The organism is Pseudomonas sp. SDO52101_S400, assembly GCF_054071635.1.
In genome coordinates, this window is record NZ_JBSVWF010000046.1 from 1 (window position 1) to 23,905 (window position 23,905).

Consider the following 23,905-nt stretch of genomic DNA (forward strand, 5'->3'; position numbering starts at 1 on the left):
TACGGAGCATTTTCTTTGAGCACCGCGCAGATTGCTAGGTTTTCACACAGTCTGCTTTGCTCCCGTTTTGTTTGCGCAGGCTCAGCGCGGAGGGTAATTCGACAGGATCCGGGTCACCGTCTCGCGAATGGCATTGCTGCGATCCGCCGGGTTCGGCGTGCGGCTGAGCATTTGTTCATCGCTGCCACGCCACACCAGTTTGCCGTCCTTGCCGTCGAGCAGGTCAACCTGAATGGTCGCGACCTTATAGGTGATGTTGCGGGTTTCGTTGTACATCGGTGCGCCCCAGTAACCGTTCCATGGGCCACCCCAACCGCCGCCGTAATTGGTCGTCACCTGTTGCTGGCGATCCTCGACGATCAGGTAGGTCTGCACATTCAAGTCACCTTTGCTGCCCGCAGCGGCCGGACGCAGGCCGCGCTGGTCAAGCTGATCGGCGACGGACTGGCGGATGCGCTGTTCGGTCAGGTCGCTCTTGATCCGTGGATCGTCGGGACGGTATTGCAGGGCGGGTTCTTTCCAGCTCCAGCTGCGGTAGGCGGCAAAGTCGCGGCTGGCGTCGAAGTCATGATTGACCTGGTTCGCGGCACACGCACTGAGCAGCGCGGCCATGGTCAGTAAAACAAAACGGCGGAACATGGTTTTTCTCCGGTGGAAAACATGAACCTGAGGGAGCTTCCGGTTCACGGGAAGCTAACTGGGAGGATACGCCGACATCGCCTTTTCGACAGCCTCCCGGATCGCATCGGCCCGGTCACTCTGGTTGCCCTGGGTGCCGGTTTCGGCGCTGGCACTCCAGACCGGCTGACCGCTGCCGGCATCGAACAGATCGACCCGCACCACCACGACCTGTTCCTGATAGGTACGTACGATCGGCACCGTGTTGTACATCCCGTAGCCGCGGCCGTAACGGTCATAGCCACCGTATCCGCCGCCGTAGTAGCCGTAATCGTCCTGGACCTGGCGCAGGCGGGTTTCCAGACTCAGGTTGGCACTGACAAACAGGTCGGCCGGGCGATTGTCATGCAACGGGCGCAAGCCGCGCTGGTCCAGCGCATTGCTCACCGCCTCGGCCACTTGCGCCGAATCCGCCCACGCGGTGCCTGGAGGCAAGCGCCCATTGAGCCACGCCCAACTGCGGTAGCGTCCGTAATCCCGTGGCGGCGCGGGATAAGCGCTGCGGTCGAAAGTGGTCGCGGCTTGCGGTGGCGCCGGCGGCAATGGCCGCGACTGCGCCACATAGGGGTTGCTGCCCTGGCACGCGGCCAACCCCAGACAGATCAGCAGTAACCCTGAATGACCTTTCATTTCACGCTCCGATCAGATCGGCCGGCAGATCCAGTGCAAGTAGCGCCCAAGCCCGGCGAAGCTTGGGTGACGACGGTGGGCGAGCTCCATTTCGAGCAAATCAATCAACTCGGCGCGGGCCTGGAATTCCACCGGCATGTAGTCGTGGAAAACCCGCACCCCGCTCTGAGTTTCGACCTGCCACATGCCTTCGAGTTGCGTGGCCAGCTCCCGAGGATCCAGCGGCTGCTGCGGGGTCAGACTCTGCTTTTCGCCGGCCATGTCGTTCTTGCGCATTTTCTTGAAATGGCCTTTGAGCAGGTTGCGGTAGACCAGCGCATCACGGTTGTAAAACGCCAGCGACAGCCAGCCGCCGGGTTTGGTCAGTTGATGCAACACCGGCAGGATCGCGTGGGGTTCGGCCAGCCATTCGAGCACGGCGTGGCAGATCACCACGTCATAGGGTTCGGTGAGTTGACCGAGCAGTTCCTGCCACGGCGCCTGAATGAATGTCGCAGTCTGCCCGGCCTCGGCGAAACGCTGGCGCGCGCCTTCGAGCATCGGCTCAGCCGGCTCGGTGAAGGTCACATCGTGCCCGCGCTCGGCCAGCCACAGCGACATGTGGCCCAGACCGCCACCGATGTCCAGCACCCGCAACGGGCGATCCGGCAGGGATTCGGCAAGATCGGCCTGCAACACCGCGAGACGAATCGCGCCTTTGGTACCACCGTAGATTTTCTCGGCAAAGCGGGTCGCCAATTGATCGAAATGACGGTCGCTCATCAGCTGAACCGCCGTTCGCTGTCGGCGAGCTTGCTGCGCACCACTTCATTCATGTCCAGCCCCAGCTCGCTGCACAGCAGCAACAGATAAAGGACGATGTCACCGACTTCCTGGCCGGCATGGGCCAGTTTGTCCGCGGGCAATTCGCGCGACTGGTCTTCGCTCAGCCACTGGAAGATTTCCACCAGCTCGGACATTTCCACGCTGGCCGCCATGGCCAGGTTTTTCGGGCTGTGAAATTGCCGCCAGTCATTGCGGTCGCGAATGGCGTGCAGGCGTTCGGTCAGTTCAACAAGGTTCATCGATTTCTCCTGAAGGCGTATAGCTTCGGGGGGATGCTGCACGAAGGCAAGGGGCAGCCACCACCCGGCAAACCCTCTATGCTTGCAGGGAACTCGGCCGCCCCCGGCGCGGCCCAAGGCTCAGCTCTTTCATCAGGATGCAAACATGCAGGTAGAAAGCTTTTTCGAATGGCTGGGCCAGGCGCTCGGCTCGATCATCCGCTTCATCGTCGACGGCCTGAGCGGCCTGTTCAGTCTGTTGAGCAATGCCGGTGGCAACTTCGTCGACGGACTGGCGAAGGCGCTGGGCATGGACACTTCGATCATCAGCATCATCGCGTTGATCGTCGGGCTGATGCTGCTGTGGTCGGCGATCCGCGCTTTCATGAACGCGTCGATCATTGCGGGAATCATCTGGTTGCTGCTCGGGTTATGGCTGTTGAGCTGGATCATTCACTGACCCCACCCGCTACAATGCCGCTCCCCAAGGAGCCCGCATGTCCAACCTGATCGCCGACTGGCGCGACCGCCCGACCCATCGCAGGGTCTGGGCCCTCGCCGCCCCCATGATCCTTTCGAACATTTCCGTGCCGCTGGTGGCGCTGGTCGATAGCACCGTCATCGGTCACCTGCCCCATGCCCATCAGTTGGGTGCGGTGGCGGTCGGAGCCAGCCTGTATACCTTTCTGGCCTGGGCCATGGGTTTCCTGCGCATGGGCACCACCGGGTTCGCCGCACAGGCTGCCGGGCGCAGCGATGGCGCGGCGCTGCGGCAGATTCTGCTGCAAGGCCTGTTGCTGGCGATGGGGCTGGCGTTGCTGCTGGGTGCCGTGGGCGTGCCGCTGAGCGGTGTCGCCCTGCATTTCATGCAGCCGTCGCCGGAACTCAATCAACTGACCCGCGACTTCTTCCATACGCGCCTGTTCGGGCTCCCGGCGGCGCTGGCCAGTTATGCGCTGGTCGGCTGGTTTCTCGGCACCCAGAACGCCCGGGCGCCGCTGGCGATTCTGCTGACGACCAACCTGATCAATATCGTGCTGAACCTGTGGTTCGTCATCGGTCTGGACTGGGGCGTGGTCGGATCGGCCCGTGCCTCGGTGATCGCCGAATGGAGCGGCGCCCTGCTTGGCCTGGCGCTGACCCGCAAGGCCCTGCGCGCTTATCCCGGGCACATCGTCTGGGCGGCGTTGAAGGTGTGGCAGAGCTGGCGACCGCTGCTGGGGGTCAACCGCGATATCTTCATCCGCAGCCTGGCGCTGCAATCGGTGTTTTTCCTGATCACCGTTCAGGGCGCGCGACTGGGTGATGCCACCGTCGCGGCCAACGCACTGCTGCTCAACGGCCTGCTGCTGACCGCCCATGCGCTGGACGGACTGGCCCACGCGGTCGAAGCCTTGTGCGGGCATGCCATCGGCGCACGTGACCGCCTCGCCCTGCGCCGCTCGCTGGTGGTGGCCGGCGGCTGGTCGCTGCTCGCCAGCCTGGGGTTCGCCGCGCTGTTCCTGTTTGCCGGGCACCTGTTCATCGAGATGCAGACCAACATTCAGAGCGTGCGCGAGACCGCGTTCATCTATCTGCCCTATCTCGCCGTCCTGCCGTTGATTGCGGTCTGGAGCTACTTGCTCGACGGCCTGTTCATCGGCGCCACCCGCGCCCGGGAAATGCGCAACGGCATGCTGCTGACGGTCATTCTATTGCTGCCTTTTGCCTGGGCGTTGAGCGGACTGGGCAATCACGGGCTGTGGATTTCATTCCTGCTGTTCATGGTGCTGCGCAGCCTGACTCTGGGCACATTGGCGTGGCGACTGCGGCGCAACGACGGCTGGTTTGCCGGCGCCGCTCACTGAGGCGGCGTGTGCCGGATAAAACCGACAACCTGATCCAGTACCGGCGAAAGCCAGCGCAATGGCCGCGACAAGGTTGCCACCAGCGTCGCGTGGTTGGGCCGGGCATAGTACAAATCCTGCGCGGGCACACCGGCCTCGCGCAGTGTCCGCGCCAGCCCGCCGGTATTGCGGGTCGGATCGACCAGACTGTCCCGGCTCGCGGCTATCAGCAAGGCCGGTGGCGCACCGGGGCTGACATGCCGGATCGGCTGCGATTGCGGCGGTGAGTCCGGCCAGAAAAACACCGGACGCACTTGCGGATTCTTGATCGGCAGGAAATCGTAGGGGCCGGCCAGGCCGATCCAGCCACTCAGGTCCGACGGCGACATCCCGACCGCGCCCAACAGTCGCGGATCCAGCGCCAGCATCGACGCGTTGTAGGCCCCGGAACTGTGCCCCATCAGGTACAGCCGCCCGGGATCGCCGGAAAATCCGTGGATATGGGCCTTGGTCCACGCGACGGCGCGAGCCCCGTCCTCGAGAAACAACGGGTAACGCACCTGCGGATACAAGCGATAGTCCGCCAGCACCGCCACGATGCCCCGTGAAGCCAGCGCCTCGCCGACAAACCGGTAATCGCCACGGTCGCCGCTGTTCCAGCTGCCACCATAGAAAAACACCACCACCGGGGCGTCTTCGAGCAGATGGCGCGGCACGTAGACATCGAGCTTCTGACGCGGATCCTCTCCGTAGGCAATGTCCGCGGTTCTGACGTAGCTGTCCTCGGGCGTCAGGCCGTCGAGCATTTTCAGTGGCGAACAACCACTGAGTACCAACAGCAGAAAAACGGCAGGGATCGCGCACAACCAATGCCGTAAAAAGTGGGCCATGCGCGCAAAACCTCGTGTCAGGGTTGATTGTTCTGCCAGCGTCGACGCAGATGATCGAGCCGCTCCTGCTGGGTCAATCCTTGTGGCAGTTGCACCAGTTCTGCGCGCGGATGCTGCAAGCGTAGCCACAACCAGTCGTCCAGCACGGCCCGCTCGCTGAAACCCAATGTCAGGCCTTGTTCAACGTGGGAGGACAAGGTGCGGTAGTCGGTTCCCGTCGATTGGCTCCAGCGCCAAACATGTTGTTCCAGCAGGCAGCGATGCAGCCGCTCGCGCTGATGACGGGTAAGCCCCTGTTCAATCTTCAGTGGCTCGACGTCCAGGCCCGGGTTGCGCAATTGTTGCCAGCCCAGGCTGCCGCTCGCCCGGTCGGCCCAGGTGCCGCCGAACCAGCGCAACCAACTGATCGGCCCGAGCCAGCGGCTCAACTGGCGGGCATCGCAGGCGTCGAAAAAGTAGCTGGCGGTCTGCCGGTCGTAGTAATTGAGCAGCGCACGATGATTCAGGCCGACGGAAACCGTCAGCATCCGCTGCAAATGCTCACGCAATGATTCGGTCGAGGCATCGCTGCCCAGCAACAGCCCGCACCAGGTCTGCGGGTCGGTGTGACACAACGCCGACAGCACCGGACTGTCACGCAGATCGACCAACAACGGCCCCTGCTCGCACACGAGCTGGAACTCCGTGCCGTCAAACAGCCTCAGGCTCGGTACACCAGTGAACCCCCGGCGCAATACGCTCGACGCTTGCGGTGCATGCATGACATCCAGCAAAAGCCATTGCGCACTCTGCCCTGGCGCCTTGCCGCTCATCGTCCATCGCCAGGGCTGAGCCCGGCGACCAGTCGGCAGCTGCACACCGACTCACGACAGTGCCGGTAGCTGCCGCCCCCCGGCATCAGGCACAACAGCAACAAAGGCTCGCCCGTACTCAGCCATGGCGCCAGGCCTTCACTCGCCAGAATGTCGGGCAGCGGCGGTGGTTCGTCATCCTCATGTGCCTCAGTGGTTGTCGCCGGCTGCAGGACACCACTGATCACCGGTTGCTCGGGATCGCCTTCGACAAAACTCACCACCACTTCGACACCTTCACGCAATGACGTCAGTGCCGTATCCGCCAACGCGGGTGCCAGTGGCAGCCAGCAGTGACTGGGTTTCGCCCCTTCGCCCTGATAGAGCCAGTCGAACTGCACCGCGACCGGCCGTGAGCGATCCGGCCGCGGCTCATCGACCGCCACCACCCAGGCCCGTTGCAGACTGCCCATGCGCAATGCCGTACGTTCGACATCCGGCTCACACACCTGCAAGTGGTCGACGGCGCAGAGCCGGTTGCTGTAGGAGGGTTCGAGCATCTGATCGGCGCGATGCTCGATTCGGGTCAACAGCCAGTGCGTGTCGCACCCTGCAAACGGCTGAGGGGCCACACTCAGCCACCGACCGCAACGCAGGGTTGGCACATCGGAATGTCCCTGCGCCGTTCGGGCCCGCTGGGCGTATTCACCGGGCCCCAGGGCCTGTTCCCGCATCAGCCAGCGGCGCACCGCCGGCGCAGGCCCGTCAGCGGCGAAACTCACCCGACCGGTCTGCGGCAACAACGCCGGATCGTCACCGAACACCAGGCAATGTTTCTCGCGCCCATGCTCGAAGTGATAGTGGATCCGCGACTGCGCGCACAAGCGCTGCACCAGTTGCAGATCCGATTCGTCGTATTGGGTGCAGAACGTGCGGGACGGGTGCTCGGCCTGCAATTCGAACCGACGCTGGTGGCCGGTGATGCCGTGCTCCCTGAGCACCTGATCGAGGATCTGCGGCACCGACCGGCCGCTGAAGATTCGCTGGCTATGGCGCAGCCCCAGACAACTCAGTTTCGGGCCCAGTCGCGCCCGGCACAACCTGGCGCCATGGCCATGTTCATGCTGGACGAGGCTCTGCAACTGTCCGTGCACGCCGTTCCCCGGAGGCCCGAAGCACAGACGTGCCGGGCGGTACAGCAGGCCGGCAAGGTCAAGATGAGGATCGTCGATCAACAGATCGATTTCGAACGCAAAAGGCTCGCTGATCGCCTCGCAACCGGTAAAGGCCAGGACTTCGAGCGGAGCGGACAGACCCGCGACATCGAGACGAAACGACGACTCGTCGGCTGGATCGAACATGGGCGAATCTCTACAGGAGGGGCGGCCGGGGATTCTCGCCGAGAGCCATGGCCGAGTAGAGAGCCGAAGTACAGATTAGGAAATGACCTACGCGAAAAGCAGACGACATCACTTTTCTTGTGAGGATGAAGGCCATTTCGCTGGCAGAAAAAGAGAAGTCTCATCAGGTCATCCGAAACTTCCGCCACATGCGGAACAATTTCAGACAACCTGATGGATTTGGAACCTGACGTCAGGAAGACAGGTAGGAGGAACGGGTCAGACCCAGGCGCAGCGCATCGAGGAACTGGGTACGCTCGGTAGCGCTGATACGGGCACTGGCGCACTTGTCGCGGTAGTGGGTCATCAGTTCTTCCGGCGACAGGTGCACGTAGCGCAGCATGTCTTCGATGGTGTCGTGGGTTTCGATCCCGGCGTGATACACGCTGCCATCGGCGTTCTGGTAGATGTTCACCGAATCGGTGTCACCGAACAGGTTGTGCATGTCGCCGAGAATTTCCTGATAGGCGCCCACCAGGAAGATACCCAGCAGATAGTCCTCGCCTTCATTCAACCCGTGCACCGGCAGACTGGTCTCGATGCTCTGCTCGTCGACGTATTGCTTGATCTTGCCGTCGGAGTCGCAGGTCAGGTCTTGCAGGACGGCACGACGCAGTGGCTCTTCGTCGAGACGGTGCAGCGGCAGAATCGGCAACACCTGGCCGATGGCCCAGGTGTCCGGCAGGCTCTGGAACACCGAGAAGTTGCAGATGTACTTGTCGGCCAGCTTGTCGTTGAGTTCGTCCAGCACCTGACGGTGCGAACGCTGACGCGCCTTCAGCGAGTTGTGCAGACGACGGCACACAGCGAAATAGCACTGTTCGGCCAGGGCTTTCTCGGCCAGGGTCAGTTTGCCATCGGCGTACTGGGCGGCCACGTCGCTCATGTAGTGAGTGGCGCGCCAGTAGGTTTCGGTGACCATTTCGATATCGGTCGGGCCGAGCAGATCAACCAGCCATTGCACGGTTTCCGGCAGCGCTTCCTTGTTCTCGATCTGCGGCACGTCGTCGTTGTGCTTCTCGACGTCGGTCACCTGCACCACCAGCATCGCGTGGTGAGCGGTCAGCGAACGGCCACTTTCGGAGAAAATGTTCGGATGCGGCAGGCTCTGCGCATCGCAGAATTCCTTGAGCATGCCGACCACGACACCGGCGTAGTCATCCATGTCGTAGTTGATCGAACTGGCGTTGCGCGAGTGGGTACCGTCGTAGTCGACACCCAGACCGCCACCGACGTCGATGTGATCGACCGGCAGGCCCAGGTTGCGCAGTTCACCGTAGTAACGGATCGCTTCCTTGAAGCCGTGCTGGTAGTCCGCCAGGTTGGCGATCTGCGAACCCATGTGGAAGTGCAGCAGGCGGATGCCCTGATCCAGGCCGGCGGCGCGGAAGCGCTCGACCACCGACAGCAGTTGCGCCGCCGACAGGCCGAACTTGGATTTCTCGCCACCAGTGTCAGCCCACTTCGACGAAGCCAGCGACGACAGACGAACACGCAGGCCGACCTGTGGCTTGACCTTGAGCGAGGCGGCTTCTTCGATCACCAGACCGACTTCGGATTCTTTCTCGATCACGATGAACACGTTGTGGCCGAGCTTCTGGCCCATCAGCGCCAGACGGATGAACTCACGGTCCTTGTAACCGTTGCAGACAATGGTGCCGCCCTTCGGTGCCAGCGCCAGCACGGCCAGCAGCTCAGGCTTGGAGCCGGCTTCCAGACCGATGGAGACGTTCTGGGTGGCGATGATGTTCTCGATCACCGCTTCTTGCTGGTTGACCTTGATCGGGTACAGCGCGGTGTATTTGCTCTGGTATTCCAGACGCTCGATGTTGGCATCGAACGCACCGGTCAGCTGACGGACACGGTCTTGCAGGATGTCGGGGAAACGCACCAGCAACGGCAACGACAGGCCGCTCTTGCGCAACTGGTCGACTTGCTCGAACAGATCGATCGGTGAACTGCTCGGGCCGTTCGGACGAACTTCGACGCGACCGGCGTCATTGATCGCGAAATACCCGGCCCCCCAATGGCGAATCCCGTAAACACTGCGGCTGTCCGCAACTGTCCATTGGCTGCCATCGTCTTTGCGTGTGCGTCGTACGGACATCGAAGTCCCCTATAAAGAAGTCATAGTGCGTCGCCTGATTGCAGGCCGGCGCAGTCTAAAGAATGAAAATGACGGTTCGTCAGCGGGGCGGTAGACCGCGCTGACAGCGTTGAGTTTAGAAACCGGTCATGAACAGGCTCTGTGAAAACCATGGAGACGACGTCGGAACTGATGACAATCAGCACCGGAGCAAGCCGCTGGTGGTTTTCACAGAGGCTGCTAGCCGCCGGACTTCTTCGCCTTGAAACCGTGCTTGATCAACTCGGCCAAGAGTAGCTCGACATGATCGCCCTGGATCTCGATGACCCCGTCTTTCAACGCACCGCCGGTGCCGCAACGCTTCTTCAACGTTGTCGCCAGCTCTTTGAGAGCGTCTTCGGCCAGGGGCACGCCGGTAATGGTGGTCACCGTCTTGCCGCCACGGCCCTTGCTCTCGCGACGCACGCGGGCAATGCCGTCGCCGGCCGGAATCACGGTTTGTCTGCAGATACAGGCGTCCACCGGCTTACTGCATTCCGGGCAATGACGACCTGCGTCGGTGGAAAATACCAGGCCGCCCAGGGCGGCGAAGGATGCGGCTTTTTTGGCCACCGGCAATCCTCTCGGGAGGACAAAGACTGATCGCAGCCTTGGGCAAGGCTATCGACCGCGAAGCCCCACTCAGGCAGGGGCAGCGCTACTGCACCGGTTCTTCAATAAAAGCAGCCCGGCACAGCTTGAAAAGGTCGCGCAGTGTAACGGCAAAAACGCCGATTGCTAAGTGCCAATCGGCGCCAATTTATGAGTTCTTTGCGACGTCGCTTTGTTGAGCCTTCAGATAGCGCTTCAAGGCCGCCAGAGAGTCCGGGCAATAAGGCTTTTGCTCGATTTCCAGCATCACTTGATCGACCGGAATGAAGCGCGCTTCGAGCACCTCCTCCGGCTGCAGGATCAATGGCCCGTCCCACACCGCCGAAAACGCCGAGCACCACAGACGATTGCCGGTGTCTTCGAAGAAGAAGTGGTCATGGGCCGTCAGTTCGACGCCACTGACCCCCAATTCCTCTTCCAGCTCTCGGGCCGCCGACTCGGCGTAGGTCTCGTTCGCCTGCACCATGCCGCCTGCCGCCACATCCCAGTAGCCGGGATAGATGGCTTTGCTCAGGGTCCGTCGATGGACACAGAGTTCACCGGCGGAGTTGAACAGCATGATGTAGGTGCCGCGCCCGATCAGCCCGCGCTCACGCAAGTCGGAACGCACCAGCGCGCCGAGCAGGTTGTCCTGCTCGTCGACCCAGGCGATCTGTTCGGCATCCGAGGCCGCCCGGTGGGCCGCCTCTCTGGCGTTGTCGCTCATGACTCAGCCCTGATTGAGCAATTGACGAAGATCGATCACGGCGGCGTTGGCCCGGGAAATGTAGTTGGCCATCACCAGCGAGTGGTTGGCCAGAACGCCAAAACCGCTGCCGTTGAGGATCATCGGGCTCCACACCGGTTCCTGCGAGGCCTCCAGTTCACGAATGATCTGGCGCACGCTGACCGTGGCGTTCTTCTTCGCCAGCACGTCGGCGAAATCGACTTCGATGGCGCGCAGCAGGTGCGACAGCGCCCAGGCCTGGCCGCGGGCTTCATAGAACACGTTGTCGATCTGCATCCACGGGGTTTCGACGACTTCCTCGTCAACCTGCGGCACTTCGCCCACCGCCGGGACTTCGGTTTTCAGCGCGGTGTTGAGCTTGACCCGGCCAACACTCGCTGACAGTCGTTGCGACAACGAACCGAGACGAGTCCCGACATCCCCCAGCCAGTTGTTCAGGTTGTCGGCGCGGGCGTAGAACAGTGCGTTCTTTTGCGTCGGGTCAGACAGGCGCGCCTGATAACGGCTCAGGGAATTGATGCCTTCCTGGTATTCCGACTCGCTGGACGGCAGGATCCAGCTCTTGTTGTCGAAGTTGAAACGCGGTTCGGCCTTGGCCAGATCGGCGTCTTCAGCCGATTGCGACTGCGAGCGGGCGAAGTCCTTGCGCAAGGCACGGGTCAGGTCGCGCACCTGCACCAGCACGCCATATTCCCAGCTCGGCATGTTGTCCATCCACAGGCCAGGCGGGAAGCGGTCATTGGAAATGTAGCCGCCCGGCTTGTTCAGCAGCGTGCCGGCGACGGTCTTGAGGGTTTCGACGGTGGTGTAGCCAACCACCATCTGCTTGCCTTCTTTCTCGGCGGCAAGCTGTGCGTTCTGCGCCACCGGGAACAGTGCCGGCTCTTCACTCCAGTACCAGCCCAGCCCGATGGTCACCAACAGGTAAATACCGACCAGCGTGGCCAGCGCGCGGCTGAACAACAGGCCACCCACATAGCTGCGCGCGGCCGATTTCGGCTCAGCGGCACGTTCGGGCGCGCTGCCCGCGCGATTCTTCCAGTCCAGCATGGCGATATCCTTTCAATCTTGGGTTCAACGATTCGACAGCAACCATACAACAACGTGCCTGCGGGTCGCACCCGTCAATAATGACAGTAGCTGACTCTTTGGGCCTGCCGTCGTGCGCTAAGGGATTCCCTGATAGCTGTCGCCCTGAGAAATCTTTGTCGATACCAACGGAAAAATTCGTGAACCCTCAGGTTTTCATCTAGCACCTTCGGCAGAACCTGATTATCGAGGTGCCACGAAGCGCCCTGTTCACGGGGACTTTCCCGACGATCCGGTTTGAGTCGAAACCCGCCGGTCAGAAACTGAATAGTGACGCACCGCAGATTATTGACGTACGACACTCATGGAACCGGAAAGAGGTGCTAGCATAGAGCCACCAGTCGATCTCAGCATGCACCCTAACTAGTAGTCAGGATATGACCGAGCCAGAAGACCCCAGCCGTGAGCGCCTCAAGCACCACTTTGCCCAGCGGGTAATTCATCAGGCACGTCAGATTCTTGAGATATGGCAGCGCCTGCAACGCAGTGAGTGGTCCACTGCCGACCTCGCCGAACTGAGCGAGGCCAATCTGCGCCTGCTGCGTTTTGCCGAGCGCTTCGAACAGCCCGAGCACACCCAACTGGCTCACCACATCAGCCAGTCGCTGGAAGCGGTGGACGCCAATCGCGGGCGCCTGAGCAGCGGCCTGATCACCGACCTCAATCGTTTGATGCAGCGCCTGTCGCGCACCGGTCTGCGCCATGGCGACCAGCTCGACCAGACCTTCCTTCCGCCCCTGCGCAAACCGATCTATGTGATGCTTCAGGATCACGACCGCGCCGAGCGGCTGGCCAAGCAACTGGAGTTCTTCGGTCTCAGCGCCCAGGCGCTGGACAGCGTATCGGCGTTTCGCTCATCGATGGTCGAGCGCCTTCCGGCCGCTATCGTCATGGACGTGGATTTCAGCGGAGCCGGCGTCGGTCTGAAACTCGCCGCCGAAGCCCAGCAAGGTCTGGAAGAACCATTGCCGCTGCTGTTCTTCAGCCTGCATGAAACCGACACCCCGACCCGCCTCGCCGCCGTGCGCGCCGGCGGTCAGGAGTTTCTCACCGGCACCCTCGAAGCCTCGAGCCTGCTGGAAAAAATCGAAGTCCTGACCTGCGTCGCTCAGTACGAACCTTATAAAGTGCTGATCATCGACGACTCCCGCGCCCAGGCCATGCACACCGAGCGACTGCTCAACAGCGCCGGGATTGTCACCCGCACACTGATCGAACCGATTCAGGCCATGGCCGAGCTGGCGGATTTCCAGCCGGACCTGATCATCCTCGACATGTACATGCCGGCATGCACCGGTACAGAACTGGCCAAGGTCATTCGCCACAACGACCGCTACGTCAGCGTGCCGATCATTTATCTGTCGGCCGAAGACGACCTGGACAAGCAGCTCGACGCCATGAGCGAGGGCGGCGACGACTTTCTGACCAAGCCGATCAAGCCGCGCCACCTGATCACCACCGTGCGCAACCGCGCCGCCCGCGCACGCAATCTCAAGGCACGAATGGTCCGCGACAGCCTCACCGGCCTGTACAACCACACGCACATCCTGCAATTGCTTGAAGATTGCTCGTTCCGCGCCCGCCGCGAAAACAAGCCGCTGAGTTTTGCGATGCTCGACATCGATCACTTCAAACGGGTCAACGACAGCCACGGCCATCCCATGGGCGACCGGGTGATCAAGAGCCTGGCGCTGTTCCTCAAGCAGCGTCTGCGCAAGACCGATTTCATCGGCCGTTACGGCGGCGAAGAATTCGCCATCGTCATGCCCGACACCGATATAGAAGCTGCGCACAAAGTGCTCGATGAAATCCGCCAGCGCTTCGCCGAAATCCATTACCCGGCCCAGCCCCACGACCTGTGGTGCACATTCAGCGCCGGGGTGGTGGAAATGCACGAAGACTCCGACAGCCTGATGATGGCCAGCCAGGCCGACGAGGCGCTGTACCGTGCCAAGGGCGAAGGACGCAATCGGGTACAGACCGCGCGGGACTCAAAGCAAAGTGCCACTTTTTCACCGGAATCCACCGATTCGGTCATAACCCTGTAACAGAACCGCAATAAATTCAGGCGCTTACCATTTCTGCCGTTGGTAGCCGTCATGCGCCTGAAGTTGCTCACCAATCTCAACACGCTGTTGCTGGTCGCCGTGTGCGTGGCCCTCGGCGCCACGCTCTGGTGGTCGCAAAAAGCCCTCGAACGCCCTTATCTGTTGATGGAGCGCTATCTCGGGCTGTCGCAGCAATTTCAGAACGAAGTCGCGCGCAATGTCGAAGACTACCTCGGCAGCGGCGATGCCCTGCGCCTGAGCAGCGCCAGCCAGGCCATCGACAGCTTGCAGAAAGAGCTCGGCGAACTGCCCCCGGCACTCGCCGACACCCTGCGCCCGAGCCTGTCGAGCCTCGAAGAATTCAGCAAGACCGACCTGCTCGCGGCCGGCAAACTGGCCGGCGATCCACAGGCCTTGCTGTTGCAGGCCGAGCGCGAACTGAGCGCCAGCCTTGATCAGCTCAGCACCTATGCCGGCGGCAACTCGACTTACATGACACCATTGCTCGCGGCGTCTCAACACCTGGGCAAGCTGTCGCTGGCCCGGGACAAACTGGTCAGCAGCGGACGCAGTGAACTGGCTGCCGATGTCGAGCGCGAAGTCACCAACATCCGCACCCAGGCCCAGGCGATCAATGCCCTGCCACTGCTCGGCGTGGTCACTCGCAGTGAATCCGGCAGCGACGATTTCGCCTCGATGATGGGCATTGAAAGCACTGAAAAGGCAGTCGCCGAAGACGCCGGTGTCGGCCTCAAACGCGAACTCAACAGCCTGCTCGGCCGATACCCCGCAGAACTGGCCCGCACCCGCGACCAGATCCAGAAACGCACCGAACTGAGCACCGCTACCCACCAGAAAATCGCCGCGGTGCAACAAGCCATCGCCGGTCTGGAGCCAGTAGTGCGCGCCCAGCATGGCCAGATCCAGAGCGAAGTGCGGCTGATGCAAGGCGTGATGATCGGCCTGATCCTGTTGATCGCCCTGCTGATCGACACCTTGCAGCGACGCCTGGCCCGCACTCTGACCAATCTCGCGCCCGCGCTGTCGACCTGGGCCGAAGGCGACTTCAGCCGCGACATTCACTTGGGCAAGACCAATCGCGAGCTGCATGACATCGAAGCGTCGCTCAATCGTCTGCGCGCCTATCTGGTGGACCTCGTCGGGACGATTCGCGGCAATGCCGAGCAAGTGGCGGGTAGCAGCCGCACCCTCGCAGAGCTGAGCAATGACCTGCACAGCGGCGCCGAACATCAGGCCGGCGATACGGCGCTGATCCGCGATTCCCTGAGCGAACTGGAAGCGACCATCCAGCAAGTGGCCGGGGATGCACGTCAGGCCGCAGACGCCAGCCGTCATGCGGGACAGGCTGTCGAGCATGGGCAAAAGGTCATCGGCCTGAGCCTCACCGGCCTGCATGCACTGGTAGAAGAAGTGCAAGGCAATGCGCAGATGATCGAGCACCTGGCGGAGGAATCGGCCACCATCGGCGGCGTGCTGACGGTGATCCGCTCGATCGCCGATCAGACCAACCTGCTGGCACTCAACGCGGCGATCGAAGCCGCCCGCGCCGGGGAAATGGGCCGTGGTTTCGCCGTGGTTGCAGAGGAAGTCCGCTCACTGGCGCAACGCACCGCCGGCGCCACCGCAGAAATCCAGACCTTGATTGCCGGCCTGCAAACCGCCGCCCGACAATCGGTCGAAGGCATGCGCGCCCAGGTCGAACACGCCGAAGCCACGGCCAATCAGGCGCAATCGGCGGACGGAGCGCTGGACAAGATCGTCGGCGCGATCCAGACCATTTCCGACACGGCAGTGCGCATCGCCGATGTCACAGCGCAGCAAAGCGGCGCGGTCAGCGAAATCCGCGATCACAGCGAACGGATTCACCAATTGGGTGGGGATAACCTGCTGCGTATCGGCGAAGGACGCGAACAGGGTGAGAACCTGCTGGTATTGGGTGGGCAACTGCATACAGCGGTTCAGGCTTTCCGCGTTTGATCGCAACTTTGCGGGTTTTGGCAGTGTGAATGACCGGATCTGGTCACTCAGTCACATATTTCGCGCAAACATCGGAGATCGTGCTGGCTATTGCAGAGAACTGGACAGTCACAAAGTCTTTGCGGCATAGTCGCCGGGTTCTGACGAGGCTCACCCATAACAAGGAACACGCAGATGGCAACGCTACTGGTGCTGCACGGCCCCAACCTGAACCTGCTCGGCACCCGGGAACCCGGGACCTACGGGTCGACCACCCTGGCGCAGATCAATCAGGATCTGGAACGCCGCGCCCGTGAAGCCGGCCATCACCTGCTGTACCTGCAAAGCAACGCCGAGTACGAATTGATCGACCGCATCCACGCCGCACGCGGCGAAGGTGTGGACTTCATTCTGATCAACCCAGCAGCTTTTACACACACAAGTGTCGCATTACGTGACGCGCTGCTGGCGGTGAGCATCCCATTCATCGAAGTGCATTTGTCCAACGTGCACAAACGCGAACCTTTCCGCCATCACTCTTACTTCTCCGACGTAGCGGTGGGAGTGATCTGCGGCCTTGGCGCCAGCGGTTATCGACTGGCCCTGGAGGCTGCACTAGAGCAGCTTGAACAACAAGCTATACGCCCCTGACCGACCCTTGGGAGTTGATGATTCATGGATATCCGTAAAGTTAAGAAACTGATCGAATTGCTGGAAGAGTCCGGCATCGACGAGCTCGAGATCAAGGAAGGCGAAGAGTCCGTACGCATCAGCCGCCACAGCAAGACCCCGGCGCAGCAGTACTACGCTCCGGCTCCGATGCAGGCTCCGGCCGCTGCACCTGCCGCCGCTGCCGCTCCGGTTGCTGCTGCAGCAGCTCCAGCAGCCGCTGCGGCTCCAGCGCTGAACGGCACCGTTGCCCGTTCGCCGATGGTCGGCACCTTCTATCGCAAATCTTCGCCAACCTCGCCGTCCTTCGTTGAAGTCGGCCAGACCGTGAAGAAAGGCGACACCCTGTGCATCGTCGAAGCCATGAAGATGATGAACCACATCGAAGCTGAAACCAGCGGTGTGATCGAGTCCATCCTCGTCGAAGACGGCCAGCCGGTTGAGTACGACCAACCGCTGTTCACCATCGTTTGAACTGCGGAGAGCCTTTGATGACTGCGAAGTTGGAAAAAGTTCTGATCGCTAACCGCGGTGAGATCGCCCTGCGGATTCTGCGTGCCTGCAAAGAGATGGGCATCAAGACCGTCGCCGTTTACTCCAAGGCCGACAAAGAGCTGATGCACCTGGGTCTGGCAGACGAATCCGTCTGCATCGGCCCGGCTTCTGCCGCGCACTCTTACCTGCACATCCCGGCAATCATCGCGGCTGCTGAAGTGACTGGCGCTACCGCCATTCACCCAGGCTACGGTTTCCTCGCGGAAAACGCCGACTTTGCCGAGCAGGTCGAGAATTCCGGCTTCGCTTTCATCGGCCCGAAAGCCGACACCATTCGCCTGATGGGTGACAAGGTATCGGCCAAGCACGCGATGATCGAAGCGGGCGTTCCAACCGTTCCAGGCTCCGACGGCCCACTGCCGGAAGACGAAGAAACGGCGCTGCGCATCGGTCGCGAAGTCGGCTACCCGGTGATCATCAAGGCCGCCGGTGGCGGTGGTGGTCGCGGCATGCGCGTGGTGCACAAGGAAGAAGACCTGATCGCCTCGGCGAAACTGACCCGCTCCGAAGCAGGCGCGGCGTTCGGCAACCCGATGGTTTATCTGGAAAAATTCCTGACCAACCCGCGTCACGTCGAAGTGCAGGTTCTGTCCGACGGCCAGGGCAACGCCATCCATCTGGGCGACCGTGACTGCTCGCTGCAGCGCCGTCACCAGAAAGTTCTCGAAGAAGCGCCGGCACCGGGCATCGACGAGAACGCGCGCAAGGAAGTCCTCGCCCGCTGCGTCAAGGCGTGCATCGACATCGGCTACCGTGGCGCCGGCACCTTCGAGTTCCTGTACGAGAACGGTCGTTTCTACTTCATCGAAATGAACACTCGTGTTCAGGTGGAGCACCCGGTTTCGGAAATGGTCACCGGTATCGACATCGTCAAGGAGATGCTCAGCATCGCCGCTGGCAACAAGCTGTCGTTCACTCAGGATGACGTGGTTATCCGCGGTCACTCGCTGGAATGCCGGATCAACGCTGAAGACCCGAAAACCTTCATGCCGAGCCCGGGTACGGTCAAGCATTTCCACGCACCAGGCGGCAACGGCGTTCGCGTCGATTCGCACCTGTACAGCGGTTATGCGGTTCCGCCGAACTACGACTCGCTGATCGGCAAGCTGATCACTTACGGCGCCACCCGCGACGAAGCCATGGCACGCATGCGCAATGCCCTGGACGAAATCGTGGTCGACGGGATCAAGACCAACATCCCGCTGCACCGTGATCTGACCCGCGACGAAGGCTTCTGCAAAGGGGGCGTGAACATTCACTACCTCGAGCACAAGCTGGCTGGCGAGAAGCACTAAGCTTCAGTCCGCACCTGACAAAGCCGCCTTCGGGCGGCTTTGTTGTTTCTTAAGGTTTCATCTGCTCACACATTACCCGCTCCCACAAAACCGTCGCGCTCGCGTAAACTTGCGCGCTTCTCGCAGGCCGCTAGGCTGCAATCAATCTTTTTCACAGGTGCCCGCCATGCCTTGGCTGCAAGTCCGTCTCGCCATCAGCCCAGAACAAGCCGAAACCTACGAAGACGCTTTCCTTGAAGTGGGCGCCGTTTCGGTGACCTTCATGGACGCCGAAGATCAGCCGATCTTCGAACCGGAACTCAATACCACCCCTCTGTGGGCGCACACCCACCTGCTGGCCCTGTTCGAGGGCGGCACCGAAGCGGCGCCGGTACTGGCCCATCTGGAACTGCTGACCGGCAGCCCGCTGCCCGAGCATCACAGCGAAGTGATCGAAGACCAGGACTGGGAACGCAGCTGGATGGACGGCTTCCAGCCGATGCAATTCGGCCAGCGCCTGTGGATCGTGCCGAGCTGGCACGCCGCGCCGCAGCCTGACGCGGTCAATCTGCTGCTGGATCCGGGCCTGGCGTTCGGCACCGGTACCCACCCGACCACTGCCCTGTGCCTGGAATGGCTGGACGGTCAGGACCTGAAAGACTGCAACGTACTGGACTTCGGCTGCGGCTCGGGGATTCTGGCCATTGCCGCCCTGCTGCTCGGCGCCAAGGAAGCTGTGGGCACCGATATCGACGTGCAGGCGCTGGAAGCTTCCCGCGACAACGCCGGTCGCAACGGGATTGCCGACGAACTGTTCCCGCTGTACCTGCCGGAGGATCTGCCGCAAGTCAAAGCCGACGTGCTGGTGGCCAACATTCTGGCCGGTCCGCTGGTTTCCCTGGCCCCGCAACTGTCGGGCCTGGTCAAGTCCGGCGGGCGTCTGGCGCTGTCCGGGATCCTCGCCGAACAGGGCGAAGAAGTCGCTGCCGCCTATGCGCAGGACTTCGATCTCGACCCGATCGCCAATCGTGATGGCTGGGTGCGCATCACTGGCCGTCGGCGCTAGAATGATCGCCTGCTCAATCCGGATCGCCGCATGACCGACAGCTTCGTCACCCAGTGCCCGCATTGCCAAACCAGCTTCCGCGTCAGCCACACTCAATTGAGCGTGGCCCGTGGAGTGGTTCGTTGCGGCTCCTGCCTGCAAGTGTTCAACGCAGCCAAGCAGTTGCTCGAACAACGCGCAGGCAAGGAAGCAGTCACGCCGGTAGCGCCCGCCATTGTCGAACCGGCACCGGTTACCGAAGCACCGGTCGTCGCCAGACAACCCGAGCCAATCGAACCGCCTGAACCGCGCGCCATCAGCCAGAAGCAGTGGAGCGCCGCCGAACTGGATCTGGACAGTCTCGACCTGGATCAGGAACTGGCCCGCCTCGAGCAACGGGAAATCCAGCCGACCACCGAATTCGGCCGCCCGCGCGAAGAGTCTCTCAGCGCTCGACGCGACAGCCATGAACCGGAAGACGAGCCGTGGTCGGACAGCCTGTTCAGCGAACCGGCAGACGAACGGACAGCCGAACCTGAACACGAAACCGAAGTCATTGACGTCGAGCCGGCAAAACCGGAACGCACCGAACCTTCGCTGTCGCTGGAGCCGGTGGACCTCGATGACGAGCCACCCATCCCGCAACTGCGCCTGCACGACCCGATCGATCATTCCGCGCGCCACGAACGCCTGTCGGCCAGTGACGAGGTGGACGACGACCCGACACCGATCGAACCGCCGCGTAAAAAGCGCGAACGCAATGAACCCGGCGTACGAGCCGAAGTGCTGCAGGACCTGACCGACGATCCGCTGCAACTGGACTGGCAGAAACGCCGTTCGCCCTGGGGCCGACGCCTGCTCTGGCTGTTGCTGATCCTGCTGGCCGCCGGTGCCCTCGCCGGCCAGTACATCGCCTATCATTTCGATGAACTGGCCCGCCAGGATCAATACCGTCCGTGGTTCCAGCAACTGTGCCCGCAGATCGGCTGCACAGTGCCGTCCAAGGTCGATATCGCCAAGATCAAGAGCAGCAACCTGGTGGTGCGCAGCCATCCGGAATTCAGCGGGGCGCTGGTGGTGGACGCGATCATTTATAACCGCGCGCCGTTCTCGCAACCGTTCCCGCTGCTGGAGTTGCGCTTCGCCGACCTCAACGGCCACCTGATCGCCAGTCGCCGATTCAAACCCGGCGAGTACCTCAACGGCGACCTCGAAGGCATGGCGGAAATGCCGCCGCAGACGCCGATCCACATCGCCCTGGACATACTCGACCCAGGACCGAAAGCGGTGAACTACAGCCTGAGTTTCCACTCGCCCGAGTGAAACGGCTTACCGTTCCGGGATTGACGGCAGTTTTCTGACTTTGCGCCCCACGACCAAACCGGCGGTAATAACAGAATAACTGTTCAGATTTTGTTCAATTCAGCCTTTATCCAGTCATCGAGAGCGGGTATCATGCCAACCCTTTTTCGAACTCTCATGATCCGGCCCCACTTCAGGGAAGTCCTATGTCGGCGGTACGCATCGGCCCATATACATTGCAGAACGGCTTGATCCTCGCCCCTATGGCGGGTGTCACCGACCAGCCCTTTCGTCAGTTGTGCAAGCGATTGGGCGCAGGGCTTGTAGTCTCGGAAATGGTCACCAGTGACATGAGCCTGTGGAACACCCGCAAGTCGCGCATGCGCATGATCCACGAAGGCGATCCCGAGCCGCGCTCGGTACAGATTGCCGGTGGCGATGCGCAGATGCTGGCGGATGCGGCCCGGGCCAACGTCGAACTGGGCGCACAGATTATTGATATCAACATGGGTTGCCCGGCGAAAAAGGTCTGCAACAAGGCTGCCGGCTCTGCGTTGTTGAAGGATGAAGCACTGGTTACCGAGATCCTGCATGCCGTGGTGGCGGCGGTTGATGTGCCGGTAACCCTGAAGATCCGCACCGGATGGGATCGCGACAACAAGAACGGCCTGACCGTGGCGAAGATCGCCGAGCAGGCCGGGATCACGGCGCTGGCGGTGCATGGCCGCACCCGCGCCGACCTGTACACCGGCGAAGCCGAGTACGACACCATTGCCGCGATCAAGCAGGCGGTGTCGATTCCGGTCTTTGCCAACGGCGACATCGTATCGCCGGAAAAGGCCCGCTACGTGCTCGACGCGACCGGTGCCGATGGCCTTTTGATCGGCCGGGCTGCCCAGGGGCGGCCATGGATTTTTCGTGAGATCGAACACTTCCTGCGTACCGGCGAAAAACTGCCGGCACCGGAGCTGATCGAGGTGGAACGCATTCTGCTTGAGCATCTGGCTGCCCTCCACGCCTTTTATGGGGACGTGATGGGCGTACGCATTGCCCGAAAGCATGTGGGCTGGTATCTCGCAACCTTGCCGGGCGCCAAGGAGTTTCGCGCCCGTTTCAATCGTTTGGATGGTACGGAAACACAATGCGCCAACGTTCGGGAGTTCTTCGCCGAACGTTACAAGAGCCTGACAGGGGACGGAGAAGGGGTGGCCGCATGACGATGATGACCGAGACTTTAGTGAGTGGAACAACACCCGTGAGCGACAACGTGAATTTGAAACAGCACCTCAATACCCCGAGCGAAGAAGGCCAGACCCTTCGCGGGAGTGTCGAGAAGGCGCTGCACAATTATTTCGCCCACCTTGAGGGCGCAGCCGTCACGGACGTGTACAACCTGGTGCTCTCCGAAGTCGAGGCTCCCCTGCTCGAAAGCGTGATGAACTACGTCAAGGGCAACCAGACCAAGGCCAGCGAGCTGCTCGGACTCAACCGCGGCACGCTGCGCAAGAAACTCAAGCAGTACGATCTGCTGTAAGCATTCAATCAAACCAGAAAGGCGCCCGCGTAAAACCGGTCGCCTTTTTTGCTGACTTCCCTTGCTTTTGATGGAAATTGAGATGACCGACCAGACTACCCGCCTGCCGATCCGCCGCGCCTTGATCAGTGTTTCCGACAAGACCGGGATCCTCGAATTCGCCAGGGAGCTGGAAGCCCTGGGCGTGGAAATCCTTTCCACCGGCGGGACCTTCAAACTGCTGCAGGACAACGGCGTGGCCGCAGTGGAAGTCGCGGATTACACCGGTTTCGCAGAGATGATGGACGGTCGGGTGAAAACCCTGCACCCGAAAATCCACGGCGGGATCCTCGGTCGTCGCGGTATCGATGACGCGATCATGAACGAGCACGGCATCAAGCCGATCGATCTGGTAGCCGTCAACCTGTACCCGTTCGAAGCCACCATCAGCAAGCCAGGCTGCGACCTGCCGACCGCCATCGAGAACATCGACATCGGCGGCCCGACCATGGTCCGTTCGGCGGCGAAAAACCACAAAGACGTGGCCATCGTGGTGAATGCCAGCGATTACGCCAACGTCCTGGAAAACCTCAAGGCCGGCGGCCTGACCTACGCTCAGCGTTTCGACCTGATGCTCAAGGCGTTCGAACACACCGCCGCCTACGACGGCATGATCGCCAACTACATGGGCACCGTGAACCAGGCCGCTGACACCCTCAGCACCGAAGGTCGCAGCGAATTCCCGCGCACCTTCAACAGCCAGTTCATCAAGGCCCAGGAAATGCGCTACGGCGAGAACCCGCACCAGAGCGCGGCGTTCTACGTTGAAGCCAAGCCTGCCGAAGTCGGCATCGCCACTGCCACCCAGCTGCAAGGCAAAGAACTGTCGTACAACAACGTGGCCGACACCGACGCCGCGCTGGAGTGCGTGAAGAGCTTCGTCAAACCGGCGTGCGTGATCGTCAAGCACGCCAACCCGTGCGGCGTGGCCGTAAGCCCGGACGCTGAAGGCGGCATCCGTCAGGCCTACGAACTGGCCTACGCTACCGACACCGAGTCGGCGTTCGGCGGCATCATCGCCTTCAACCGTGAACTGGATGCCGAGACTGCCAAGGCGATCGTCGAGCGTCAGTTCGTTGAAGTGATCATCGCTCCAAGCGTCAGCGAAGAAGCCCGTGCCATCGTCGCTGCCAAGGCCAATGTGCGCCTGCTGGCCTGCGGCGAGTGGTCGGCTGACCGCGCTGCTGCCTGGGACTACAAGCGCGTCAACGGCGGCCTGCTGGTTCAGAGCCGTGACATCGGCATGATCGGCGCCGACGACCTGAAAGTGGTGACCAAGCGCGCACCGACCGAACAGGAAATCCACGACCTGATCTTCGCCTGGAAAGTGGCCAAGTACGTTAAATCCAACGCCATCGTCTACGCCAAGAACCGTCAGACCATCGGTGTCGGCGCCGGCCAGATGAGCCGCGTGAACTCGGCGCGTATCGCCGCGATCAAGGCTGAACACGCCGGTCTGCAAGTCGCAGGTTCCGTGATGGCATCGGATGCGTTCTTCCCGTTCCGCGACGGTCTGGACAATGCGGCCAAGGTCGGTATCACTGCTGTGATCCAGCCAGGCGGTTCGATGCGTGATGCTGAAGTGATTGCTGCTGCTGATGAAGCGGGCATCGCCATGGTCTTCACAGGCATGCGCCACTTCCGTCACTGA

General features: G+C 61.7%; 23 protein-coding genes. 12 read left to right on the forward strand and 11 right to left on the reverse strand.

Going from position 1 to position 23,905, the window contains the following annotated elements; translation table 11 throughout:
* Positions 1-81: 81 nt before the first annotated feature.
* The 4 genes from ACW9HX_RS21175 to ACW9HX_RS21190 are packed head-to-tail and all read right to left on the reverse strand — an operon-like array spanning position 82 to position 2,372.
* Positions 82-639, reverse strand: coding sequence for a DUF4136 domain-containing protein (locus tag ACW9HX_RS21175; protein WP_457382109.1), 558 nt, complete (start codon positions 637-639; stop codon positions 82-84).
* Positions 640-693: 54 nt separating this feature from the next.
* Complete coding sequence (locus ACW9HX_RS21180) at positions 694-1,308, reverse strand: DUF4136 domain-containing protein (RefSeq protein WP_457382110.1); 615 nt, start codon at positions 1,306-1,308, stop codon at positions 694-696.
* 12 nt (positions 1,309-1,320) lie between these two features.
* Positions 1,321-2,070, reverse strand: a complete 750-nt coding sequence (locus ACW9HX_RS21185) for a methyltransferase (protein ID WP_457382111.1) — start codon at positions 2,068-2,070, stop codon at positions 1,321-1,323.
* Positions 2,070-2,372 (reverse strand): MazG-like family protein, encoded by a 303-nt coding sequence (locus ACW9HX_RS21190; protein WP_134825353.1) that lies wholly within the window; start codon positions 2,370-2,372, stop codon positions 2,070-2,072. Before ACW9HX_RS21190 ends, ACW9HX_RS21185 begins: the two co-directional genes overlap by 1 nt.
* Before the next feature lie 145 nt (positions 2,373-2,517).
* On the opposite strand from ACW9HX_RS21190, the gene ACW9HX_RS21195 reads away from it, so the two are divergent.
* The gene (locus ACW9HX_RS21195) at positions 2,518-2,811 is read left to right on the forward strand and encodes a hypothetical protein (protein ID WP_457382112.1); all 294 of its coding nucleotides are present in this window, start codon (positions 2,518-2,520) and stop codon (positions 2,809-2,811) included.
* Positions 2,812-2,848: 37 nt separating this feature from the next.
* Positions 2,849-4,198, forward strand: a complete 1,350-nt coding sequence (locus ACW9HX_RS21200; RefSeq protein ID WP_457382113.1) for an MATE family efflux transporter — start codon at positions 2,849-2,851, stop codon at positions 4,196-4,198.
* On the opposite strand, the gene ACW9HX_RS21205 is transcribed toward ACW9HX_RS21200, so the two are convergent.
* The 7 genes from ACW9HX_RS21205 to ACW9HX_RS21235 form a co-directional block, all read right to left on the reverse strand.
* Positions 4,192-5,067 carry an alpha/beta hydrolase gene (locus ACW9HX_RS21205; protein WP_457382114.1) on the reverse strand — a complete coding sequence of 292 codons (876 nt, stop codon included), beginning with the start codon at positions 5,065-5,067 and terminating at the stop codon, positions 4,192-4,194. The genes ACW9HX_RS21200 and ACW9HX_RS21205 overlap by 7 nt on opposite strands.
* A 17-nt stretch (positions 5,068-5,084) precedes the next feature.
* Entirely contained in the window at positions 5,085-5,879 is a 795-nt protein-coding gene (locus ACW9HX_RS21210; protein WP_457382115.1) for a DUF4123 domain-containing protein, read from the reverse strand.
* Positions 5,876-7,219 carry a type VI secretion system Vgr family protein gene (locus tag ACW9HX_RS21215; RefSeq protein WP_457382116.1) on the reverse strand — a complete coding sequence of 448 codons (1,344 nt, stop codon included), beginning with the start codon at positions 7,217-7,219 and terminating at the stop codon, positions 5,876-5,878. The genes ACW9HX_RS21210 and ACW9HX_RS21215 overlap by 4 nt, the downstream gene beginning before the upstream one ends.
* Before the next feature lie 232 nt (positions 7,220-7,451).
* Complete coding sequence (gene speA / locus ACW9HX_RS21220; protein WP_457382117.1) at positions 7,452-9,365, reverse strand: arginine decarboxylase; 1,914 nt, start codon at positions 9,363-9,365, stop codon at positions 7,452-7,454.
* A gap of 219 nt (positions 9,366-9,584) precedes the next feature.
* Positions 9,585-9,956: a translation initiation factor Sui1 gene (locus ACW9HX_RS21225; RefSeq protein WP_085732741.1), complete on the reverse strand. Its 372-nt coding sequence runs from the start codon at positions 9,954-9,956 to the stop codon at positions 9,585-9,587.
* A 187-nt stretch (positions 9,957-10,143) separates the two neighbouring features.
* Positions 10,144-10,701: an NUDIX hydrolase gene (locus ACW9HX_RS21230; RefSeq protein ID WP_457382118.1), complete on the reverse strand. Its 558-nt coding sequence runs from the start codon at positions 10,699-10,701 to the stop codon at positions 10,144-10,146.
* A 3-nt stretch (positions 10,702-10,704) separates the two neighbouring features.
* Positions 10,705-11,772 carry a DUF2333 family protein gene (locus ACW9HX_RS21235; protein ID WP_457382119.1) on the reverse strand — a complete coding sequence of 356 codons (1,068 nt, stop codon included), beginning with the start codon at positions 11,770-11,772 and terminating at the stop codon, positions 10,705-10,707.
* Positions 11,773-12,188: 416 nt separating this feature from the next.
* Between ACW9HX_RS21235 and gcbA the strand changes: the two genes are divergently transcribed.
* From gcbA to purH, 10 genes are all read left to right on the forward strand, one after another.
* Positions 12,189-13,859, forward strand: coding sequence for a diguanylate cyclase GcbA (gene gcbA, locus ACW9HX_RS21240; RefSeq protein WP_457382120.1), 1,671 nt, complete (start codon positions 12,189-12,191; stop codon positions 13,857-13,859).
* Between the two features lie 1,449 nt (positions 13,860-15,308).
* Positions 15,309-15,857, forward strand: coding sequence for a methyl-accepting chemotaxis protein (locus tag ACW9HX_RS21245; protein ID WP_371320910.1), 549 nt, complete (start codon positions 15,309-15,311; stop codon positions 15,855-15,857).
* A gap of 174 nt (positions 15,858-16,031) precedes the next feature.
* On the forward strand, positions 16,032-16,487 hold the full coding sequence (gene aroQ, locus ACW9HX_RS21250; RefSeq protein WP_096819739.1) for a type II 3-dehydroquinate dehydratase: 456 nt from the start codon (positions 16,032-16,034) through the stop codon (positions 16,485-16,487).
* 24 nt (positions 16,488-16,511) lie between these two features.
* Entirely contained in the window at positions 16,512-16,979 is a 468-nt protein-coding gene (gene accB / locus ACW9HX_RS21255) for an acetyl-CoA carboxylase biotin carboxyl carrier protein (protein ID WP_007951023.1), read from the forward strand.
* 17 nt (positions 16,980-16,996) lie between these two features.
* A complete protein-coding gene (accC, locus tag ACW9HX_RS21260; RefSeq protein WP_457382121.1) occupies positions 16,997-18,355 on the forward strand; it encodes an acetyl-CoA carboxylase biotin carboxylase subunit in 1,359 nt (452 codons plus the stop codon).
* Between the two features lie 166 nt (positions 18,356-18,521).
* Positions 18,522-19,400, forward strand: coding sequence for a 50S ribosomal protein L11 methyltransferase (gene prmA, locus ACW9HX_RS21265; RefSeq protein WP_085732735.1), 879 nt, complete (start codon positions 18,522-18,524; stop codon positions 19,398-19,400).
* 30 nt (positions 19,401-19,430) lie between these two features.
* Positions 19,431-20,702: a DUF3426 domain-containing protein gene (locus ACW9HX_RS21270; RefSeq protein ID WP_457382122.1), complete on the forward strand. Its 1,272-nt coding sequence runs from the start codon at positions 19,431-19,433 to the stop codon at positions 20,700-20,702.
* A gap of 185 nt (positions 20,703-20,887) precedes the next feature.
* Complete coding sequence (dusB, locus tag ACW9HX_RS21275; protein WP_085732733.1) at positions 20,888-21,898, forward strand: tRNA dihydrouridine synthase DusB; 1,011 nt, start codon at positions 20,888-20,890, stop codon at positions 21,896-21,898.
* A complete protein-coding gene (gene fis, locus ACW9HX_RS21280; protein ID WP_003186237.1) occupies positions 21,895-22,215 on the forward strand; it encodes a DNA-binding transcriptional regulator Fis in 321 nt (106 codons plus the stop codon). The genes dusB and fis overlap by 4 nt, the downstream gene beginning before the upstream one ends.
* 82 nt (positions 22,216-22,297) lie before the next feature.
* Positions 22,298-23,905, forward strand: coding sequence for a bifunctional phosphoribosylaminoimidazolecarboxamide formyltransferase/IMP cyclohydrolase (gene purH / locus ACW9HX_RS21285; RefSeq protein WP_249482507.1), 1,608 nt, complete (start codon positions 22,298-22,300; stop codon positions 23,903-23,905).